Source organism: Chitinimonas prasina (assembly GCF_030160395.1).
Lineage (GTDB): Bacteria > Pseudomonadota > Gammaproteobacteria > Burkholderiales > Chitinimonadaceae > Chitinimonas > Chitinimonas prasina.
In genome coordinates this window covers 1106815-1125162 of record NZ_BSOG01000001.1, presented here as the reverse complement: position 1 = coordinate 1125162, position 18348 = coordinate 1106815, and the positions used below count along the sequence as shown (strand labels likewise).

At 61.4% G+C, this 18348-nt stretch carries 14 protein-coding genes; 9 read left to right on the top strand and 5 right to left on the bottom strand.

All coding sequences use genetic code 11. The annotated features are described in order from the left end of the window. Window positions 1-364 precede the first annotated feature (364 nt). From QQK16_RS05205 to QQK16_RS05185, 5 genes are all read left to right on the top strand, one after another. Window positions 365-1633, top strand: coding sequence for a ferritin-like domain-containing protein (locus QQK16_RS05205; RefSeq protein WP_284195365.1), 1269 nt, complete (start codon window positions 365-367; stop codon window positions 1631-1633). An 84-nt stretch (window positions 1634-1717) separates the two neighbouring features. Beyond that, window positions 1718-2191 carry a hypothetical protein gene (locus tag QQK16_RS05200; RefSeq protein ID WP_284195364.1) on the top strand — a complete coding sequence of 158 codons (474 nt, stop codon included), beginning with the start codon at window positions 1718-1720 and terminating at the stop codon, window positions 2189-2191. Window positions 2192-2193: 2 nt separating this feature from the next. Further along, window positions 2194-3168, top strand: a complete 975-nt coding sequence (gene bufB / locus QQK16_RS05195) for an MNIO family bufferin maturase (protein WP_284195363.1) — start codon at window positions 2194-2196, stop codon at window positions 3166-3168. Beyond that, the gene (locus QQK16_RS05190) at window positions 3161-3991 is read left to right on the top strand and encodes a DNA-binding domain-containing protein (RefSeq protein WP_284195362.1); all 831 of its coding nucleotides are present in this window, start codon (window positions 3161-3163) and stop codon (window positions 3989-3991) included. The genes bufB and QQK16_RS05190 overlap by 8 nt, the downstream gene beginning before the upstream one ends. Window positions 3992-4154: 163 nt before the next feature. Further along, entirely contained in the window at window positions 4155-5615 is a 1461-nt protein-coding gene (locus QQK16_RS05185) for a phosphatidylinositol-specific phospholipase C domain-containing protein (RefSeq protein ID WP_284195361.1), read from the top strand. Between the two features lie 148 nt (window positions 5616-5763). Here QQK16_RS05185 and QQK16_RS05180 read toward each other — a convergent pair whose 3' ends face one another. Continuing rightward, window positions 5764-6882, bottom strand: a complete 1119-nt coding sequence (locus tag QQK16_RS05180; RefSeq protein WP_284195360.1) for a hypothetical protein — start codon at window positions 6880-6882, stop codon at window positions 5764-5766. Window positions 6883-7261: 379 nt separating this feature from the next. Between QQK16_RS05180 and QQK16_RS05175 the strand changes: the two genes are divergently transcribed. Beyond that, entirely contained in the window at window positions 7262-7993 is a 732-nt protein-coding gene (locus QQK16_RS05175) for a substrate-binding periplasmic protein (RefSeq protein WP_284195359.1), read from the top strand. A 17-nt stretch (window positions 7994-8010) separates the two neighbouring features. On the opposite strand, the gene QQK16_RS05170 is transcribed toward QQK16_RS05175, so the two are convergent. The 4 genes from QQK16_RS05170 to QQK16_RS05155 form a co-directional block, all read right to left on the bottom strand. Beyond that, a complete protein-coding gene (locus QQK16_RS05170; RefSeq protein WP_284195358.1) occupies window positions 8011-9033 on the bottom strand; it encodes a hypothetical protein in 1023 nt (340 codons plus the stop codon). A 73-nt stretch (window positions 9034-9106) separates the two neighbouring features. After that, window positions 9107-9859, bottom strand: coding sequence for a substrate-binding periplasmic protein (locus tag QQK16_RS05165; protein ID WP_284195357.1), 753 nt, complete (start codon window positions 9857-9859; stop codon window positions 9107-9109). 164 nt (window positions 9860-10023) lie between these two features. Further along, window positions 10024-12252, bottom strand: a complete 2229-nt coding sequence (locus QQK16_RS05160; RefSeq protein WP_284195356.1) for a TonB-dependent receptor — start codon at window positions 12250-12252, stop codon at window positions 10024-10026. 77 nt (window positions 12253-12329) lie between these two features. After that, a complete protein-coding gene (locus tag QQK16_RS05155; protein ID WP_284195355.1) occupies window positions 12330-13544 on the bottom strand; it encodes an MFS transporter in 1215 nt (404 codons plus the stop codon). A 148-nt stretch (window positions 13545-13692) separates the two neighbouring features. Between QQK16_RS05155 and QQK16_RS05150 the strand changes: the two genes are divergently transcribed. From QQK16_RS05150 to QQK16_RS05140, 3 genes are read left to right on the top strand one after another with little or no spacing between them, the layout of a single operon-like run. After that, window positions 13693-15471, top strand: a complete 1779-nt coding sequence (locus tag QQK16_RS05150) for an IucA/IucC family protein (RefSeq protein WP_284195354.1) — start codon at window positions 13693-13695, stop codon at window positions 15469-15471. 18 nt (window positions 15472-15489) lie between these two features. Further along, window positions 15490-16521: a GNAT family N-acetyltransferase gene (locus QQK16_RS05145; RefSeq protein WP_284195353.1), complete on the top strand. Its 1032-nt coding sequence runs from the start codon at window positions 15490-15492 to the stop codon at window positions 16519-16521. Between the two features lie 5 nt (window positions 16522-16526). Continuing rightward, the gene (locus QQK16_RS05140) at window positions 16527-18344 is read left to right on the top strand and encodes an IucA/IucC family protein (protein ID WP_284195352.1); all 1818 of its coding nucleotides are present in this window, start codon (window positions 16527-16529) and stop codon (window positions 18342-18344) included. Window positions 18345-18348: the final 4 nt, after the last annotated feature.

Genomic DNA, 18348 nt, shown 5'->3' with positions numbered 1-18348 from the left:
CTGTGATTAGCAGTCTTAGCAGCTTAGAGCCGCAAACAAAACCCTTCTGGCGTTGTTGTGCGAGCTTGCCGTACCCACGTACTGTCTGCGGCGCGCGCCTAGCCAGAACCGCTACGCTGAGTTTTGTTAGCCGCTCTTAGCGCCGTGAATGAAAGGCGGCGCGTGTAGCTGATGCACGCCGCCTAGTTTCATGCACCACGCCGCTTGCCGCTTCCCCCATATGGATGATTTTTTCCGGTTTGCTGTTTTCTATGCTCCAGCAGGCAACACAGACCCGGCTGTGTTGCGGCAATGTGCAGCATGGGCTGCGTGCGCCTTGCCGGGGCCGGTTTTCCGATGAATCTCCGCTTGGGAATACAAGGCCATGATGAGCCCCGAATTGCGCAAGGCGCTATACACGCATCTGCAGACTGCCATCGAGATTGAGCTGTCCACCATCCCGATCTATCTCTACACCTACTATTCCATACAGCGTCAGCCGCAGGATACCGATAGCCTGCCCAATGGGCGGGCGCTGGCCACCTTCGCCAACAAGGCGGGCGGGCTGCTGATGAGTGTGGCGGTGGAAGAAATGCTGCACATGTCGCTGAGCTGCAATATCCTGCGTAGCCTGGGCGGCGAGCCCAAGCTTTACTGCCGCTCGCCCGGCGCCTACCCGACCAATCTGCCTCACCACAAGGCCGGCTTTGCCGTGGGCTTGGAGCCCTTGTCGGCGCATCAGCTCGACCAGTTCAAGGTCATCGAGGTACCCGAGGCCGAGGGCGCGCCGCCGCAGAGCGACAATTGGGATTCCATCGGCCAGTTCTATCGCTATATCGTCGAGCTGCTAGACCAGACCAGCGACGAGGACTATGGCCATGGCGATGAGCAACTGGCAGCGCACCGGGGCTATTACTCGCCCAACAATGTCGACACCGTTTACCCCAAGGACGCCTATTACATCCAGCAGCCGGAAGACCCGTTCAATCCGGTCAAGCGCGGGGCAGAGCAGGCCCAGTATCCCAATAACAAGGATAGCGGCCACCTGCGGCGCATACGTTGCAAGCACGATGCCAAGATGGCCATCCATTCCATCATGCTGCAGGGCGAGGGCTATACCAACGACCCCAGCCACAAGCGCGACGACCCCGAGCGCAACGAGGTATCGCACTGGTACAAGTACGATGCATTGCGGCAGGAGATCAACCGCTTCAGCGCCAGCGACCTCAGCCTCATCATCCAGCCCTTTCCGGTCAACCCCACCCGTGCCGGTTATCCCGCCCCTTTCCTGCCCCTGGTCGATCTGGCCAATGCGGTGTACTCCTATCTGTTCCTGCTGACCGAAACCGCCTACCGGCTGGATGGCGAAGCGCAGGAATCGCTGTTCTACGTGGGCATGCACAAGGGCATGATCTTCATACTCGACAAGATACTGGGGGGCATGCGCTACCAGTACCTGAACAACCAGGCCGGCCAGGTGCTGGCCCCGACCTTCGAGAACTATCAGTTCAACAGCTTGGCCACCGCCAAGCAGGAGCTAATAGACCTGTGCCTGGCCGTACCCGCCAGCCTTGGGCTGGACAGCAATATCCTGGGGCGCATACGCGACCTGCCCGACGTGAATGTCGGGCCGGACGGCATCGTGCGCTTTTAGGCTGCAGCTTGGCCTGTTGATGCCTGTGTTCAACGACCGATGGCGGGTTTGCCGCCCACCATCCTATGCGTAGCGAGAGATACCATGACTTCACCCGTGATCAAGCAGCCCCGAGAACTGCATGCCTGCATGGGCCTCAATGCCTGTAAAGGACATGACAGGCTGGGTACCAATAGCTGCGCCGGCAGCGGCGTTTGCGCCACTGCCGCCGCCCACTCCTGCCACACCCTCAACAACTGCCGGGGCCAGGGGGGATGCGGCCTCTATGGCACGGGCGAAGAGCAGAACCACCCCGGCGAGAATCCCTGTGCCTGGCTGGGGTCCTGCGCCGTGCCCATCAATGCCGAGCGCTTCTCCACCAATGGCCCCAACCAGGGCCAGAGCGTATGGCTGCGCGCCCGCGCCCTGTTCGAGCAGCGCATGAAGGATGCCAAGCGCCAGGTGCTGCCCTCGCCATCGCCAGTTGGCCCCACGGCAGCCTGGCTGGATGCCAATTTCGATCCCGATTACGTCGCGTGCGGCGCCAGTGGCATGAGCGGCGGCGGTAGCTGCATCTGAGCATGCACGCCCCACATCCTGGCGACAACTGGCCACGGCTGGGCTTGGGCTTGGGCCTGCGCCATGTCCATGTCGAGCACATCCTCAAGCATTGGCCCGCTGTGGATTGGTTCGAGGTGATCTCGGAGAACTTCATGTTCTCGGCTGGCCGGCCGCGGCAGGTGCTGCGGCAGGTGGCCGAGCGCTACCCGCTGGTCATGCATGGCGTGTCCATGTCGATAGGCAGCAGTGACCCACTGGATTTCCGCTACCTGCAGGCTTTGAAAGCCCTGGCCGATGAGATACAGCCGAAGTGGATCAGCGACCACCTGTGCTGGACCGGGGTACAGGGTAAACACACCCACGATCTGCTGCCCCTGCCACTGACCGACGAGACCCTGCAGCATGTGGCCGAGCGCATACGCATAGTCCAGGCGGTGCTGGAGCGACCGCTGGTGCTGGAGAACCCCAGCAGCTACCTGAGCTATACGCAATCAAGCTGGACCGAACCGGCCTTCCTGGCCGAGTTGGTGGCCCAGACAGGCTGCCGGCTGCTGTTCGATGTCAACAACTGCTATGTCAGCTGTTACAACGCCGGGCTGGACCCACAAGACTACCTAAAGACCCTGCCGCACGAGGCCATCGTGCAGCTGCATCTGGCAGGGCATCAGCACTGCGGCAGCCATATCATCGACACCCATGACCGCCCGGTGGCGGCCGCCGTCTGGCAGTTGTTCCAGCAGGTCTGGCGGCGCAGCCCGGCGGCGGCCATCCTGCTGGAGTGGGACGGCAATATCCCGGATTTTGATACCTGCCTGGCCGAGCTGCACAAGGCCAAGGGCTTTATGCAGCAGCAGGTCAACCACTGGCCGGCGGTCGATATGGGCAGGGTGGATGCCGCAGAAGCGGTTTCCACCCCAGTGGATTTCATGGTTGCGCCCCTGATGGCAGAAGCACGGCAGATGGCGATGACGGAGCAGGAGCGCCAGGATGCGTGATGGTCGCGCCGACGTGGCGCCGCTGGCGCTGGCCCAGCTGCAACAATTCATGCAGTCCGCCTTGCTGCAGCAAGCCGAGGGGCCGGATCACGGCTTGATAGAACGCTATATCGCGGCCACCGGCCAACTGGCCCCGGCACAGCACCTGGCCATCTACCAGCGCGCCTACTTTGCGCGCCTGCTGCAGTGCATGCAGGGCCAGTTCAAAGCACTGGCCCATGCGCTGGAGCCAGCGCTGTTCCGCGACTTCGCCTGCGAGTACCTGCGCGCCCACCCTTCCCGTAGCCCTACCTTGGCCCACCTGGGGGCGGGGTTTGCCGACTACCTGCAACAAAACCGGCCCGATGCCCACGCTGCCCAACCAGAAGCCTGGATAGACTTCATGGTGGACCTGGCGGATTTCGAGTGGACGCTATACAGCCTGTTCGATGCCCCCGGCGCCGAGGAGCAGGGCTATGCAACGCTCGCGCAGCAGGATCACCCCATGCTGCGGCTGCAGCCCTGCCTGGCTTTGCGGCAGTATCGATTTCCGGTCGGTGCCTACTACCAGCAGGTTGCCGATGGCCATGACCCTGACTTCCCCTTGCCACAGCAGGTACAACTGGCCCTGGTACGTACTCATTATCGCCTGGGCATCTTCAGCCTGCAGCCCGCCCAGTACGTGCTGCTAAGCCGGTTGGCGCAGGCAGACGGCACGCTGGCGCAAGCCCTGGCGGCCACGGCCGACCAGTTTGGTGAGGCGATCCACAGCCTGGCCCCCATCTGGCTACGCGGCTGGCTGCAGGCGGGTTTTCTGGTGCTGGGGCATGACAGAGCCTGGTGAGTCTCGGCGTACTGCAACGCAAGTTGGGTTTCTGGAAGCGCCAGCAACAGCGGTGTTGATGACGGGCATCTATTGCCATGGCGCGCAAGCAAAACACTGATATTGCCCGGCTGATTGAATGCTGAATAAAATAAAGGCCCATATATCTATGTAAAGAAACGATATGCAAAAAGAGAAGTACACCAGCACATTCCAACATCTGCCTCTGGCTATGGTGGCTGCATTATCATTAACAATATCCACGCCGGCAATATCGGCTGAAGGGTTTTCCGATAAGTCCAATGGCGGGGTCAATCGCAATAATCCAGACTGGATGTCGCGTTTGCCTGATGCCACGCCCATCAGCCAATTATCGGTACTGGGTACGCATGACACGCCAACCTGGGATGTGATCGACTTCAATTGGATTCATATCGCCAAGACTCAGAGCATGGATATCCAGCGCCAATTACAAGCGGGTGTCAGGGCGATTGATATACGCTGCCAGCATAAGAACAATCGCTGCGCCTTGCGCCATGGTCGGTATGATCTGAATAAGGATTTGAGTGAAATCCTGGATGCCACCACCGATTTCTTGAGCAGGAATCGTGGTGAAACCATCTTTATGGTGATGAACAATCCCAATGGCAATGGTTCGGATGGTGCGCCCACAGGTAATATGCCCGCGGACAGGGATTTTACTGAAACGTTTTATGAAACCTACTGGCGGAATGCACGTTATCATCCTTATTTCTGGAAAGGTAGCACCCCCAATCGTAATGCCAGCTACCCCCAGGGTAGTGGAGATATCTTTCCTAGCGGGCAGAACAAGAACCTGCCGGCGCTGCCCAGCTTGAAGGATGTGCGTGGCAAGATTGTGGTCATGCAAGATTTCAATGAGGAATCGGCAAGAGGTTGGTTTGGCCTGCCAGGCCCAAATAGTTACGAGTGGCGTACACGCTTTGCCAACTATATCAATACGGACAACCTTTACACCGTACCCAATCCAGGTGCACGCGAAGAGTACTGGCAGAAAAAGAAGGAGGTCTTTAACAAGATTTCCAACCCCAGCCTATCAGCCAGCAATGTCATACAGTTTCACGGCATCAGTGGTGCACCGACTACCGCCTGGGCGATAGGTATGGATTTTACTCCAGAAAATATTGCCCGGCATGTGAATGTACAGGCAAATAAATATTTCAAAGAGCTGGCGCTTGCTCCCAATGCCCACCATCGTGTTGGCTTGGTCATGGCTGACTATCCCGACCTGAATCTGATTGAAAATGTCATTGCCCTGAACTACAAAGCTGCGGGCACGGTGCCGCATCGCTTTGCCATTGACTTTAGCGATATCAACGACCGGATTGAGGTGTCAGTCAACGGCGTCGATGTTTTCAACTTCAAGGACAAGGCAGTTCAGCTACCCTTTGTCAATGCCCAAAGGCTACGTCTTGGGCAAAACGAAATTGGCATCAGGCTGGGTAATAATGATTGCTTCTCTACATCATTGAAAGTGACTTTGCTGGTGGATGGTGTTGCAGTTGACCAGCAGCATTTCTACAAGCGAACCTCTCATTGTGGTCGGCAACTCAGCTGGAAATACAATGTGGATACCGTGACCGGCAGCTGGCAGCGTGTCGAATAGTCGCCGTTAGCCAGAACCGTTACGACGGGTTTTGTTAGCGACGCTAAATGGCCTTCACTCCAGAAACCTCGTCTTCGTCGCAATGATGCGTTGCTTGGATAGCGAGGTTTCTGGAGTTCCATTGTGAGTGTGGGGCAGTTCTGGTCGGCTAGCTGCGCTTGATGCCATGCCTATCGAACTTGCGCTGCACGTATTTGGTGCCTATGGCCTGGTAGCGTTCTGCGGCGTCCTTGCGGGTCGCTTCGTCCGGCGATGCCAGATCAGTAAAGATGGACTGCAGCTTAGCGCTCTTCTTGGTCCACCACTTGCCGGCCTGGGCAAAGTCCCCACTGGCCCGGACATCCTTGAGCTTTTTCACGAAGAGATCACTGGCAGCCTGATGGGCCTCTTGGTGATAGGCCTGGATATGCTTGGTCTGCTTGCGTTTACTGAACGCCGTGCCGCCAGCATCCCAGTGCGCCTTGACCGCTGCGATGCCGGTCTTTTTCAGGCCTGCTGCCTCTATGCCGTCATTGCCCAGCTGTGGTAGTGCCGTCAGCAGATCATCACGGAAACCCTGGCCGGCGTCCTCCTTGCCGCTCGCCAGTATCTGCCATTTGGTGGCCATGGTCTTTGCCCGTATGGCGGAACCGACGTCTTGCAGGCTGACTGCCCTGTACGCGGTGATGTCCTCCAGGTGAGCGCCCAGCGCAATGCCGCCCAGCGTGGTTCTTTTGGGGAAGCTGCCATCCTTGTTCAAGTTGAGCTCATCCAGCTGGGATTTCTTGGCATCGGCCTGGTAGCCGGTCTCGGTCAGTTGCTTGATGGCGCGGCCCTCCAGCCGGGCACGCTGTAGGCTGAGATTGGCCGGCAGTACGCTGTGGTCCTCGCTGGAGCCCCAATAGGCGGTCAGGTTGGGGGTATGCAGCGAGCCTTGTACCAGGCCGGTGCCCTGGCCTATCACGCTGAATTCCCCCTCGACAGGCACGCTCACCGACTTGTCGGTACCACGTTTTACCTTCAGGTTGAATTGGGTCTTGACGATCTGATCGCCGCCATCACGCAGGGCGCCTATCGCATCGTGGAATGGCTTGCCCACCTTGGGGGCAAGTGGGTGGGAGGGGCCTACGGTGGTGCTGGACTGCCGGGTGTAGGTATGGGGGACGTTCAGGTCGGGCAGTTCCGCTGGCTTGGGTTTTTTGGCCTTGGGTGCCGGCTTGACTGTGCTGCTTGATGCGAAAGTGGCGAGCGTCCTTTTTCCCTTACCCTTGCCGTCGCGCGAGCTCATCTTGGTGCTTCCTTGGTTTGGCCTGTATGCGCTTTTCCTTAGCAAATCCTGCACCATGGGGTGGCCGGCTGGGCGGGGTAGGCCCGAAACCGTGTCCAGCCAAGCCGGGCCATCGGAAGGCGCCCTGGGTTTGCCAGGGGCCTGCTTGGCAATGCCGGGTGGTTTATTACCCAGAGACGGGTAGAAAAATACCCGTTTGCCCGTGCCGCGCATGCATCGAGGCCCAAGGGGGCGAACGTGGCATTTCGCTGGCAATGCTTCCGCCTGCTGCTACCCTGATGGAATAAGGGCATGTCGCCGCGTGCCCAATGCGTCGTCCCGGGAGCGCGCCATGCGACCTCAGCTGTCTTGTTTACTCGCTATCACCGCTTGGCTTTTGTTGCCCCTGCAGACCTGGGCAGCAGAGCGACCCGCACAGTTGCATCTGTGTTCAGAAGAGGAAGACGCCTATCCCTGGGTGATGAAAGACCGCCCTGGCCTCAATATCATCATGATGCGCATGGTCGAGAAGCAGCTGTCACTGCCCATACGTATCACGCCCCTGCCCTGGAAGCGCTGCATGGCCCTGGTTGGTGCGGGGGAGATGGATGGCTTGTTCAAGATCAGCTTTGCACGCGACCGGATGGAACTGGGTGTCTACCCCATGTCGGGTGACAAGCCCGACTCCACCAAGCGTATGTTGGACGAGAGCTATAGCCTTTACCGCCTCAAGGGTAGCAAGCTGGATTGGGATGGCACCACCATACGCCATGCCAGCCTGCCTATAGGCGTACAGCCGGGTTTCTCGATCGTTGCCCAACTGACCGCCATGGGCCTGAAGCTGGATGAAGGCGTGCGCAGTACCGACGAGAACTTCCAGAAGCTGTTGCTGGGGCGGGTGTCCGGCGTGGCCCTGCAAACCCAGCGGGGTGATACCAGTATCGAGAGCCGGCCGGAGTTCCGGGCCAGGATAGAGCGGGTAGAGCCACCCCTGGTATCCAAGCCTTACTTCCTGATGCTGTCCAAACCGTTTGTGGGCAAGTACCCGGCTTACGCACAGAAGATCTGGGACAGTGTCGCCGCCGTCCGGGAGTCGCCCGAGTACAAGGCGGAAATGCAGCATTTCAAGTAGGTGCCCGTAGCGCTGCGTCAACGTGGATAGCGAACGGCCAGTTCCTTGCGTCGTCCCCGTATCAGATCATTGTTCGGCGCCGACCGCAGATGGTGGTCCGAGTTGAAGGGGAAGGTGACGCCATTACCGGCATAGCCGGTCACCCGAATGCGGGGGAAGTCCTCTTTGATGGCCTGGTACAGGGTGGGCACCAGGTAATTGGACTTCAGCGATGCTTTACGTTGCTGCGAGTTTTCGACTGGCGGCACGCCCTGGCAGGCGGTCAGCCGCAGATCAACAAAGTTCTTGGGCAACCCGGCCTGTTTCAGGTGCTCGCGCAGGGCTGGCACGTCCAACGACTGCTTGCCGTCCTGTGTCGCATAGAGCTTGCTGCTATCCGGGGCGCCGTGTCCCAGCACATAGAGTTTGTCCTTGTGTGCCAGGTGTTGCAGTGGCGGGTCGGGGAACAGCTGTGGATACAGGTGGGCCGAGGTATTGAGTATGCGGGTCTGCTGTAGCGCGGCAAAGCGCTCCTGGTGCAGGCCCAGGTCGCTCTGCGCCATGATCTTTTCGGTTTTCAGGGTATCCAGCGCAAACTGCTGCTTCTTGATCTGCGAGGCCTTCAGCTTCATGTTGGCCATGGGGCTACCCTTGTTGTGGTCGGTAATGCGCTTGATGCGATCAAGCAGCAAGGCATCCTGTTCCCGGCCGCGCTGTGCGTGGCTGTTCAGTGTCTGGTTGGCCTGGTGTATGGCACCACCCCATTCCTGCAGGCGCTGCTGCCTGATGGCTTCCAGGTTATCGGCCATCTTGTGGCTAGGGGCCAGCACGCCATGCGCCTGCTTGCCCTTGCGTATGCGCACCATGTTCTCGCCCAGTGCGCTCTTGAGGCTGTCCTCATTGGCGAACGGCGTGTACATATAGGCACGGCTTTGCCGCTGCGCCAGCGGCACATAAGGAATCGCGTCCGGGTTGAGCGGGCGTCGCACAGCAGGGCGCACTGGCGGAACCGGGATAGGTGCAAAGAACGGTTGCTGGTCACCGCTCCCTTTTCGATTCATGGCGCTCTCCTGTGTTTGGCCTTCTTTATCGTCGGCCAGCCTGCGATTTACAAGTCGCCGCAGACAACGAACCTCAGGGTATGGTCACACCATGCTGACGGGCCAGCCTGGCCAGCTCACCCTTGCGTATCAGGCCGTTGAAGAAGGCATTGAACTCTGCGCGCAAGGGGCCGGCCTCTGCCGATTTGGGGAAGGCAAAATAGCCATCCAGCACCTCGATGATCGGGCTGATCGCCTGGATGTCCGGCGGGTTGGCCATGGTGGCCAGCAGGGCTTCGGTATTGCGGCGATTGGTGGCCAGCAGGTCTACCCGCTTTTCGTTCAGCATCAGGATGCCGCTCTGCAGATTGTTGGTCATGTCCGCCTGCAGCCGGGCTGCCTCAAAGCCCGCACCATAGGCCCAGCCCCGGATGGCGGCAATGCGCAGCCCCCGCAGCTGGGCATAGTCGCCATCCCAGCGCGTACTGCTGCCCGTACGCGCATAGAACACCATTTCATCGCGGTAAAAAGCCTTGTCGGAAAAGGCAAACAGCAGCTCGCGCTCTGGTGTCTTGTAGGGGCCGATCAGCATATCGGCCTTGCCGGTCTGTACCATCATCTGCGCGCGTGCCCAGGGGTAGATGTCAAAGCGCACGGTATGGCCACCGGCCCTGGCAAATTCGCGCACCAGTGTCACGGCCAGTCCCTCGAACTCCCCGTTGGGGGCTTGTTCGAACAGCCGGCCAAACTGGGTGCCGACCACCAGCAGTTCACGGGCACAAGCGGGGAGTGCGCCTGCCAGCAGTATCAGGGCCAGCCCGGCCCTGGCCATCCATCTCAAGATCATGCATTTCCCCTCGTGGGCGCCCCTGTTCCCCGCTCGCGGGTAGATTTCTAGCATACCAAGCAGCTTTGCTGCTTGCGTATTCATCATCCACCATCTTGGAAGGATGTGCCGGAATGCAAGACAGCCCGCATGTGCGGGCTGTCTGCGGCGGTACCCTCGGGTGCTCAATAATCTAGGCTGTAGGCCATACTGAAGGTACGGCCACGACCCTGGAAGTCCACGGTGGCAGGCGCGACCAGGCTGCCGTAGAACACCTTGGCGCGCTGGCCCCAGACGGTGGCATATTGTCTGTCCTGCAGGTTCTGTATGCCAAAGCTCAGCGTGCCCTGCGGCAGGGTATAGCTGCCCAGCAGGTCGGTCAGACTATAGGCTTTCAGCCTGGCGCCGCTGGGGTCGCTCAAGCTGAAATTGCGGACAGTCTGCAGGCGCAGGTTCAGGGCTCCCTGGCTCCAGGCGGCATAGGCGGTGGCCTTGCTAGGGCTGGCAGCGGTAACGGCTTGGTTCTGCCAGTTTCCGCTCTTCTTTTCTTCAGACTTGATGGCCAGGAGGCTGCCGCCCAGCTTCAGCTGCTCGTTGAACCGGTAGCCCAGCTCACCCTCGATACCGTAGTTGCGGGTGTCCTGGTCGATGACGTTGATCGCCAGGGTGGAGGTGACGAACTGGATATTGGTATCGGACCAGGCGTGGAAGGCGGCAAGCTGGCTGCTGAAGCCACCAACACTACCGCGCCAGCCGGTCTCGAGCTGGCGTGTCTTGATGCCGGCCAGGGGCGAGCCGGCCACGCTGACACCCCGGTTCAACACCCAATTGCCATTGCGGCCACCATTGAGGCTGTAGCTGCCCTGGCCATAGTACTTGGCCGGGTCGGGCAGGTCGAAGCCTTCGGAGTAGTTCATGTACAGCTGGTTGCGGGCATTCAGCCGGTAGCTGGCGCCGATGTTGGCCAGTGTCACGCTGTAGCGGTTCTCTCCTCCGGGTATGGCAGCGGCAGACTTGCCTATGCCGGCAGCTATCAGCACCTGCTGCTGGGAGGCGACGAAGTCATCAACCGAGACATCCATGCGCTGGTGGCGGAGTCCGCCGCTCAGTTGCCATTGCTCGTTTAGGCGCCAATCTGCCTGCATGAATAGCGACCGCCCCCTGACCTCGAAACCAGGATAACGTCCGACCTCGCCGCTGCGCTTCAGGGTCATGCCACCCGTGGCAAAGCCCTGCGCCGCGTCGAACAACACTTGGCTGGCTGCAAACGCCTCCTGGTCCAGATCGATGCCGTAGCTGAGCTTGAAGTCGCCGATTTGCTTGACCAGGGCCGCCTTCAGCGCTTGGACGTCGGTGTTTTGGCGCGAGGTGCTGTAGTAGGGCACCGTAACCGGTGAGGCGCTGACGCCCGCTACCCTATAGGTGCCAGGGAAGGGATAGAAATCCAGCTTCTCGCTACGTGCTGAGCCTTGCAGATAGACATCCTGCCCGCCCAGCACCTGTGGCAGGTGGTAGTCGAACATGGCCAGGGTTCGTCGAGTTCGTGGTTCGATGTCGGACTGGAAGCCGCTGCGCACCTGCAGTAGCTCTGGTCGGCCGCCCAGGGCGCCTGCCAGATTGGGGCCTAGGTACAGTGCCTTGTCGCCATCGAAGCCAGAATCGTAGTACTGGGCAGTAAGCTTGAGGCTCTGGGCGGCAGGCAGGCTGAAATCCAGGGTGCCCAGCACGTCTACCGCACGGTTGTATTGAAGGTCGGTCTGGGTGATGTCCGGCGTCACCTGCTTGCCTGAGGCATCGAAGGCTGCGCTGTTGCGCTGGTAGGCAAAGCCAAGACGGCCCTTGACCCACGTATTGCCGCCGGATAGCGATTGGCCGATGTGCCAGTCATGGTCTTCGCTGGTTTCGAAACCCGAGCGTAGGCCCAGCTCGGTACTGAACTGCAGCCCCTTGCTGCCACGCTTGGTCACGATGTTGACGACGCCCCCGGTGGCGCCGCCGCCGTACATGGCGCTGGCGCCAGACAGCACTTCAATGCGCTCGATATTGTAGGGGTCGATGGAATCAAACTGCCGGCTCACTCCGCGCGAACTGTTCAGCGAGACGCCATCTATCATCACCAGCACGCTGCGGCCCCGCAGGTTCTGTCCGAAGTTGGTGCGGCCCTGGGGGCCGACATCCAGGCTGGGCACCAACTGGCCGAGCAGTTCCTTCAGCGGCACACCGGCCCGAGCCTGCTCGATGATTTCCTCACTGCTGACTACCCATGCGCTGCGGGGCAGATCGCTGATACGGGTGGGGGTGCGGGAGCCAGTGACCACGATGGTTTCGAGTTCGCTGTCATTGGCAAGCGCGCCCAGGCTGGCCAGGGCGAGCGACAGGGTCAGGGAGACGGGACGTAGACGGAAGGAAGACATGGTGAGGATCGTCGTAAGCAAGGGATGAATCAAACCGGGCTAAGGGAGGCCCGAAATAGGGGGGGGGCTGCTGTGCGCTAGCCTGGTGTGAGTCGAGGCGGAGAGATCAGCAATCCGCCCAACACCATCGCCCCGCCCAGCAGCGACGCCAGCAGGAAAGGCGCTGTCGACCACAGCCCGAACAGCGCGCCCGCTAGCCCGGCGGCCAGGGAGAAGCCCACGGTATGGGTGGCTGCAATGGCGCCTGCTACGCGGGATTGTCCCGCCTGGCCGGCAGCCAGGGAGGCGAGGGTGGTGTAGGTAGGCACCAGCAGGGCGGCGGCCATGCCCATTACGGCAAGGCCTAGCCAGGCCATGGCCAGGTGGTTGGCCAGCGCAAGGAGCAGGCCGGCCAAGCACAGGGCGGCACCGCCAGCCAGCAGCAGGGGACGGCCAGGCTTGCAGCGAGGCACCACCCACAGCTGCAGCAGCATCACTACTACGGCGCTGCCAGTCAGCATCCAGCCTAGCTGTGCCGAAGCCGCTGCAGCATCAAGCACGAAGCGCTGCGTCAGCCATGGACCCAGTGTGTATTGCACTTGGCCCAGCGCCATCTGCATGGCCCAGGCAAAGCCCAGCCAGGCAAGCACGGGCCGCCAGTTCAGGGCGTTGCTGACAGTTGTGCTTGCTTTGCCTGACGGGGGCCGGGCCATGGGCAGTAGCAGCAGTGCGGGCCAGGCCGCCAGTGCCACCAGCCACAAGGGACCCAAAGGGTTCAGCCACAGGCTGGCGGCGGCCAGTGCCGGGCCAAGCAACCGGCCCAGGGTCAGCCCGGCCGACAGTCGTGACAGCGCAGCCAGTCGATGTTCGGCGGCACTCAGGTCTGCCAACCAAGCCTGGCAGGTAGGTATCAGGCCTGAAACCGTCAGGCCATACAGTATTCGGCCAGCCAGCAGGGTGTCGGCTTGGCCGGCCCAGTGCTCCCCCTGCTGCATCTGCCACAGCAGCATGGCATGGCTAAGGCCGAACCCCAGTAGCGCAATGGCAACCACGCTGCGTCGCCCCAATTTGTCCGACAGCATGGCCCAGAGTGGGGAACCTAGCAGAAACAGGCCTGAACCCACGGCAAACGCCAGCGTGATGTGTGCCAGGTCCAACCCAGTGTGATGCATCAGTAGCGGTAGGAAAGTAAACAGGGTGGTCTGGCCTAGCCCCATCACCACAGCGGCCAGGGCCAGAACCACGAGCGTGCGCTTACCGGGCTGCAGCGCTTGCTGCGCGCTGCCCACTTGATGCTTCGCTGTTCTTTCCATTGCTTCTGCCTGCAATCCTTGCTCCCTTGAACGGGTGAATGGCCCAGTCCCGTTAGGCGGCGGATTGTATCGGTCGAACGTCTGTTTGCAAATAAGAATAATTATTGTTTAATAAAAAGACCTACCAATCCGCTAAGGATGAATCGCATTGATACACCCCTCCATCCGCCGTGAAACAGCCTCGCTGACGGCATTCATGAATGCCCTGTGGCGCGAGTGGCCGCATGCCGCCATGATCGGCTCCAATGCCCATGATCTGGCCGGCCCTGCAGGCGCATTGCGCTTGCCCCTGACTCGCCCGGGCGGGGCGTTGATTGTGCCCCTGTGCCATTACTCTCCTGCCGGGCGCCATCGCTTTACCGGTGAGCTGCATTTCATCAGCTTCAATGATGAGGCCTTCGAACTGGACTTTGCCCAGGCTGTTGCGTTGCTGGCAGGTGAGCCTACGCTGGCGCCCGGCACCAGCGACAATGCCCGCAGGCTGTTCCTGCGCCGGGTGCTGGATAGCGCCAACACCCTGCTGGCTGCAGAAACCAGCCGGCAGCAGGACATGCAGGCGCTGGCCTGGCCAGCAGCCGACTATCTGGCGGCGGAACAAGGGCTGATCTACGGCCATGCGGTACACCCCACCCCAAAGAGCCGCGACGAATTCACACCCGAGGATCTGCGTCGTTACAGCCCGGAGATGGCAGGAAGCACCCCGCTGGCATGGATGGCGCTAAAGGGTGCAGCGCTGTGGCATACCGATGTGGGCATGGCCACGGCACAGGACCAGCTCAATGCCCTGATTGCCAGCGACCCGGCGCTTGCGCCCATGGCGCAGGCCTATCCGCGGGCCGACGGCTGGAGCCTGCTGCCGGTACACCCCTGGCAGGCCCATGTGATCCGTCAGACCCAGGCCTATCGGTATTGGCACCAGCAGGGCGATCTGATCGACCTGGGCGAGGCCGGGGCGTCTTGGTTCCCCACCTCGTCCCTGCGGGCCATGTATGCCGCCCATGCGCCAGCCCAGCTCAAGTTCTCGCTGTCGGTCAGATTGACCAACTCCCGGCGGGTGCTGCAGCCCACTGAAGTAGCCCGTGGTCGGTTGATACACGGTGCATTTGCCAGCCGGTTGGGACGCCAGTTGCAGGAGCGCTGCCCCACGCTGGGCATACTGCACGAAACTGCGGCGTTGGCTTTGGCCACGCCTGCGGGCGAGCCGCTGGCCGAGAGCTTTGTCATCTTCCGTGACAATCCTTTCCCGGCGGGCACAACTGCCTATGTGATGGCCACTTTCTGTCAGGACGGTGTCGCCGGGGCGCCGTCGATGGTGGCGCGGCTGATACAGGATCTGGCCCACGCCAGCGGCGAGCCCCTGGCGACAGTGGCGGCCGCCTGGTTTGATCGCTTTCTCGAGGTGGCGCTCAAGCCCTTCCTGATCGCCCAGGCCGACTACGGCTTTCTGTTCAGCGCCCACCAGCAGAATACCGTGCTGGCGCTGGAGGGCGGCTGGCCTGCAGGCATGTGGTTCCGTGATTGCCAGGGCACTACCTTCCGCGCCGAAACCATTGCTGCCCTGGCTGGCGAAGTACCGGGCATCCAGGCAGCCAGCGAGCTGGCCTTCGACGAGCCCATGACCAATCAGCTGTTCGGCTACTACCTGATCGTCAACAACGTATTGAACCTGGTGGCGACATTGGGTGGCGACGGCATCGCCAGTGAGGCCGAGCTGTCCCGTCAGCTCCACGCTTTCCTGCAGGGGCTACGTCGCGAGCCGTTGCGCTATCCCCATTTCATCGACTTCCTGCTGAACTCTCCCGAAATCATGGGCAAGGGCAACTTCATGATTTGCTTCGGCGATATCAATGAGACCACCCAGCCGGAAGGCTCCTTCCGCTCCTATGTGCCCATACACAACCCTATCTGTTCCGCAGGCCTGGCCTGAGATTTCTGGAAGCCACCCATGAACACCTATACCCTAACCCTGCCCAATGGCCACCTGGCGAGTGCCGAGTGGACCGACGACAAACTGTATGTACTGATACGCGGTGAGCAACTGGCGGCGCTGCAGCTCAGCCGCCCAGCCGCAGACCGCATCGTACTGATTGGGGCGCTGCCATTGACGCCCCATCCGCTGGCCCTGATGCCGGCATTGGCCCTGCTGTTCTGCCGCGATGCCAGCCTGCAGGAGGTACGGATGGAGCTGGCCTGTCCGCGAGACTTTGCCCTGGACGCAGTGCGCCACGGCGTGGCAACCAGCATGCAAGCCATGGACTCGGGCTGGGCACTCAGTTGCAGCCGCAGCACCTTCTGGCAGCAGCCGGCGCTCTGGTTGACTGCACCCGCCTCGGCCGGCATGGCGCTGGACTACGTGATGACAGGGGAGAAACGTCATCCCCGCCGTGCGCCCAAGCCGGAAGGCGTAGTCTACCGGCGCTACCTACCCGAACTGGACAGCGTGTACACGATGCGGGTTGCCAGCGTAGCGCAGGATCTGGCGGTGTTTCACGACTGGATGAACCAGGATAGGGTGCACCGCTTCTGGGAGCTGGCTGGCGACCGTGATGCGCACGCTAGCTATCTGCAGACGCAGTTGGACGACCCCAAGACGCTACCGCTGATTGCAGAATTTGACGGTGAGCCCTTCGCCTACTTTGAGACCTATTGGGCCAAGGAAGACCGGCTGGCGCCCTACTATGACGCGCAGGACTTCGACCGAGGCTGCCATGTGCTGGTGGGCAACAGCCAGCACCGAGGCCCGGCCAAGGTAACGGTGTGGATACGGGCAATCTGCCACTACCTGTTCCTGGACGACCCCCGCACCCAGCGCATCGTCGGCGAGCCCAGGGTCGATAACGTCAAGTTCATCAGCTATGTGCAGAGCCAGGGCTTTGCCAAATGCAAGGAATTCAACTTCCCACACAAGCGGGCAGCCATGATGCTGCTGGAGCGTGAGGCTTTCTTCGACCAGTATGGTCCCTGGGGTGAGCAATGAGCGCCATGGTGATATCCCACCCCACGGTCGCGCAGGGCTACCCCGGGCTCCACTCCCCTGCGCTGTGGCATCGGGCTAATGTCCGGCTGATAGAAAAAGCGCTGTCCGAGCTGAGTTATGAAGGCCTGGTCACCGCCGAATCGCAGCCGGACAGCGTTAGTGGCGACAGCGTATTCACCCTGGCCAGCAAGGCCGGTGGCTACCGCTGGCGAGGCCACTTCAACTTGTGGGATCAAATCGTGGTCGCTCCCGGCTCGGTTCGGCAGTTGGCCGATGACCAGCCGGTGGTGGATGCCATCTCCTTGCTGGCCGATGTGCTTGCACCGCTGGCGATACCGCCAGTGACCCTGGCCAACTACCTGCGCGAGACCTTGAATACGCTGGCTGCGGATACCCAGATGCTGGCCGCCCGCGAGGGCCTGTCGGCCGCCGATTGGTTGGCGCTGCCTGCAGACCGTCTGCAGCGCTTGCTGGATGGCCATCCAAAGGCCGTGCCCTCCAAGGGCAGGGTGGGCTGGGGTTTTACAGAGAACCTGCGCTACGGGCCGGAACAAGGGGGAGGCTTTCAGTTGCACTGGCTGGCGGTAAGCCGCACGTTGGCGCAGCCGGTCTGCGCCCCTGGTTGGGATGCTGCACGCCTCTTGGCCGCCAGCTGCGATGCGGCCGAGCGTGTCCGCCTGCATCAGTTGCTGGCGGCAGCCGCTCCTCGGGCCGAAGACTACTGGCTGCTGCCGGTGCACCCCTGGCAGTGGCAGGCCATGATCGCGACACAATTTGCTGGCCTGATCAACGCTGGCCTGCTGATACCGCTGGGTGAGGCGGGTGATCGATATACCCCACAGCAGTCCTTGCGGACGCTGAACAACGTGGACCGCCCCAGCGAGCCCAACCTCAAGCTGCCGCTGACCCTACTCAATACCTCGGCCTATCGGGGCCTGCCTGCACGCTACCTTGCCATCACCCCGGCCCTGTCCGATTGGCTGCAGCGGCTGCTGGCGGCGGATGCGCTGCTGCAGCACTGCCAGTGCGATGCCCTGGCCGAGCCAGCGGCTGCCTTCGTGGCCCACCCGCTGTATCACGGACTGGAGGGCGTACCCTATCAGTTCGACGAAATGCTGGGTGCCGTCTGGCGCGAGAGTACCGAGAGCCGCTGCGGCATGGGTGAGTCCATCCTGATGGCAGCGGTGCTGCAGCAGGCGGACGACCAGGGCCAACCCTTGGTGGTAGAGCTGATCCGCGCCTCGGGCCTGTCGGCCGAGGAGTGGCTGGTCCGTCTGTTCGATCTGGCCGTGGTACCGCTCTACCATCTGCAGGCAAGGTATGGCCTGGGCTTTATCGCGCATGGCCAAAACCTGATGCTGCGGTTTGCCAACCATGCCCCAGCGGGCATCCTGCTGAAGGACTACCAGGGCGATCTGTTCCGCACCGAGGCGGAATGGGCGCAGCCGGAAGGGCTGGATCCTGCCGTCTGGGCCGCCCTCCCCACCATGCCTTCGCACTACTTAGTGCACAACCTCTGGACCGGCCTGTTTGCCAGCGTGTTCCGCTTCATGGCCCCCCTGCTGGAGGGATCCGGGCTGCTGCAGGAGCGGCGCTTCTATGCGCTGCTGAGCCAGCGACTGCGCCATTACCAAGCAGGCCACACGGCGCTGGCTGCGCGGTTTGCCGAACTGGACCTGTTCAACCCCAGTATGCCCCGCCTGTCGCTTAATCGTGCCCGCTTTGCTGCCGGATATGGCGATACCGCCAGCCGGCCCATCCACGCGCTGGGCCCTGCGCTGAACAACCCTCTGCTGATCGGGGACACGCTGGCGACAGCCTAATCCC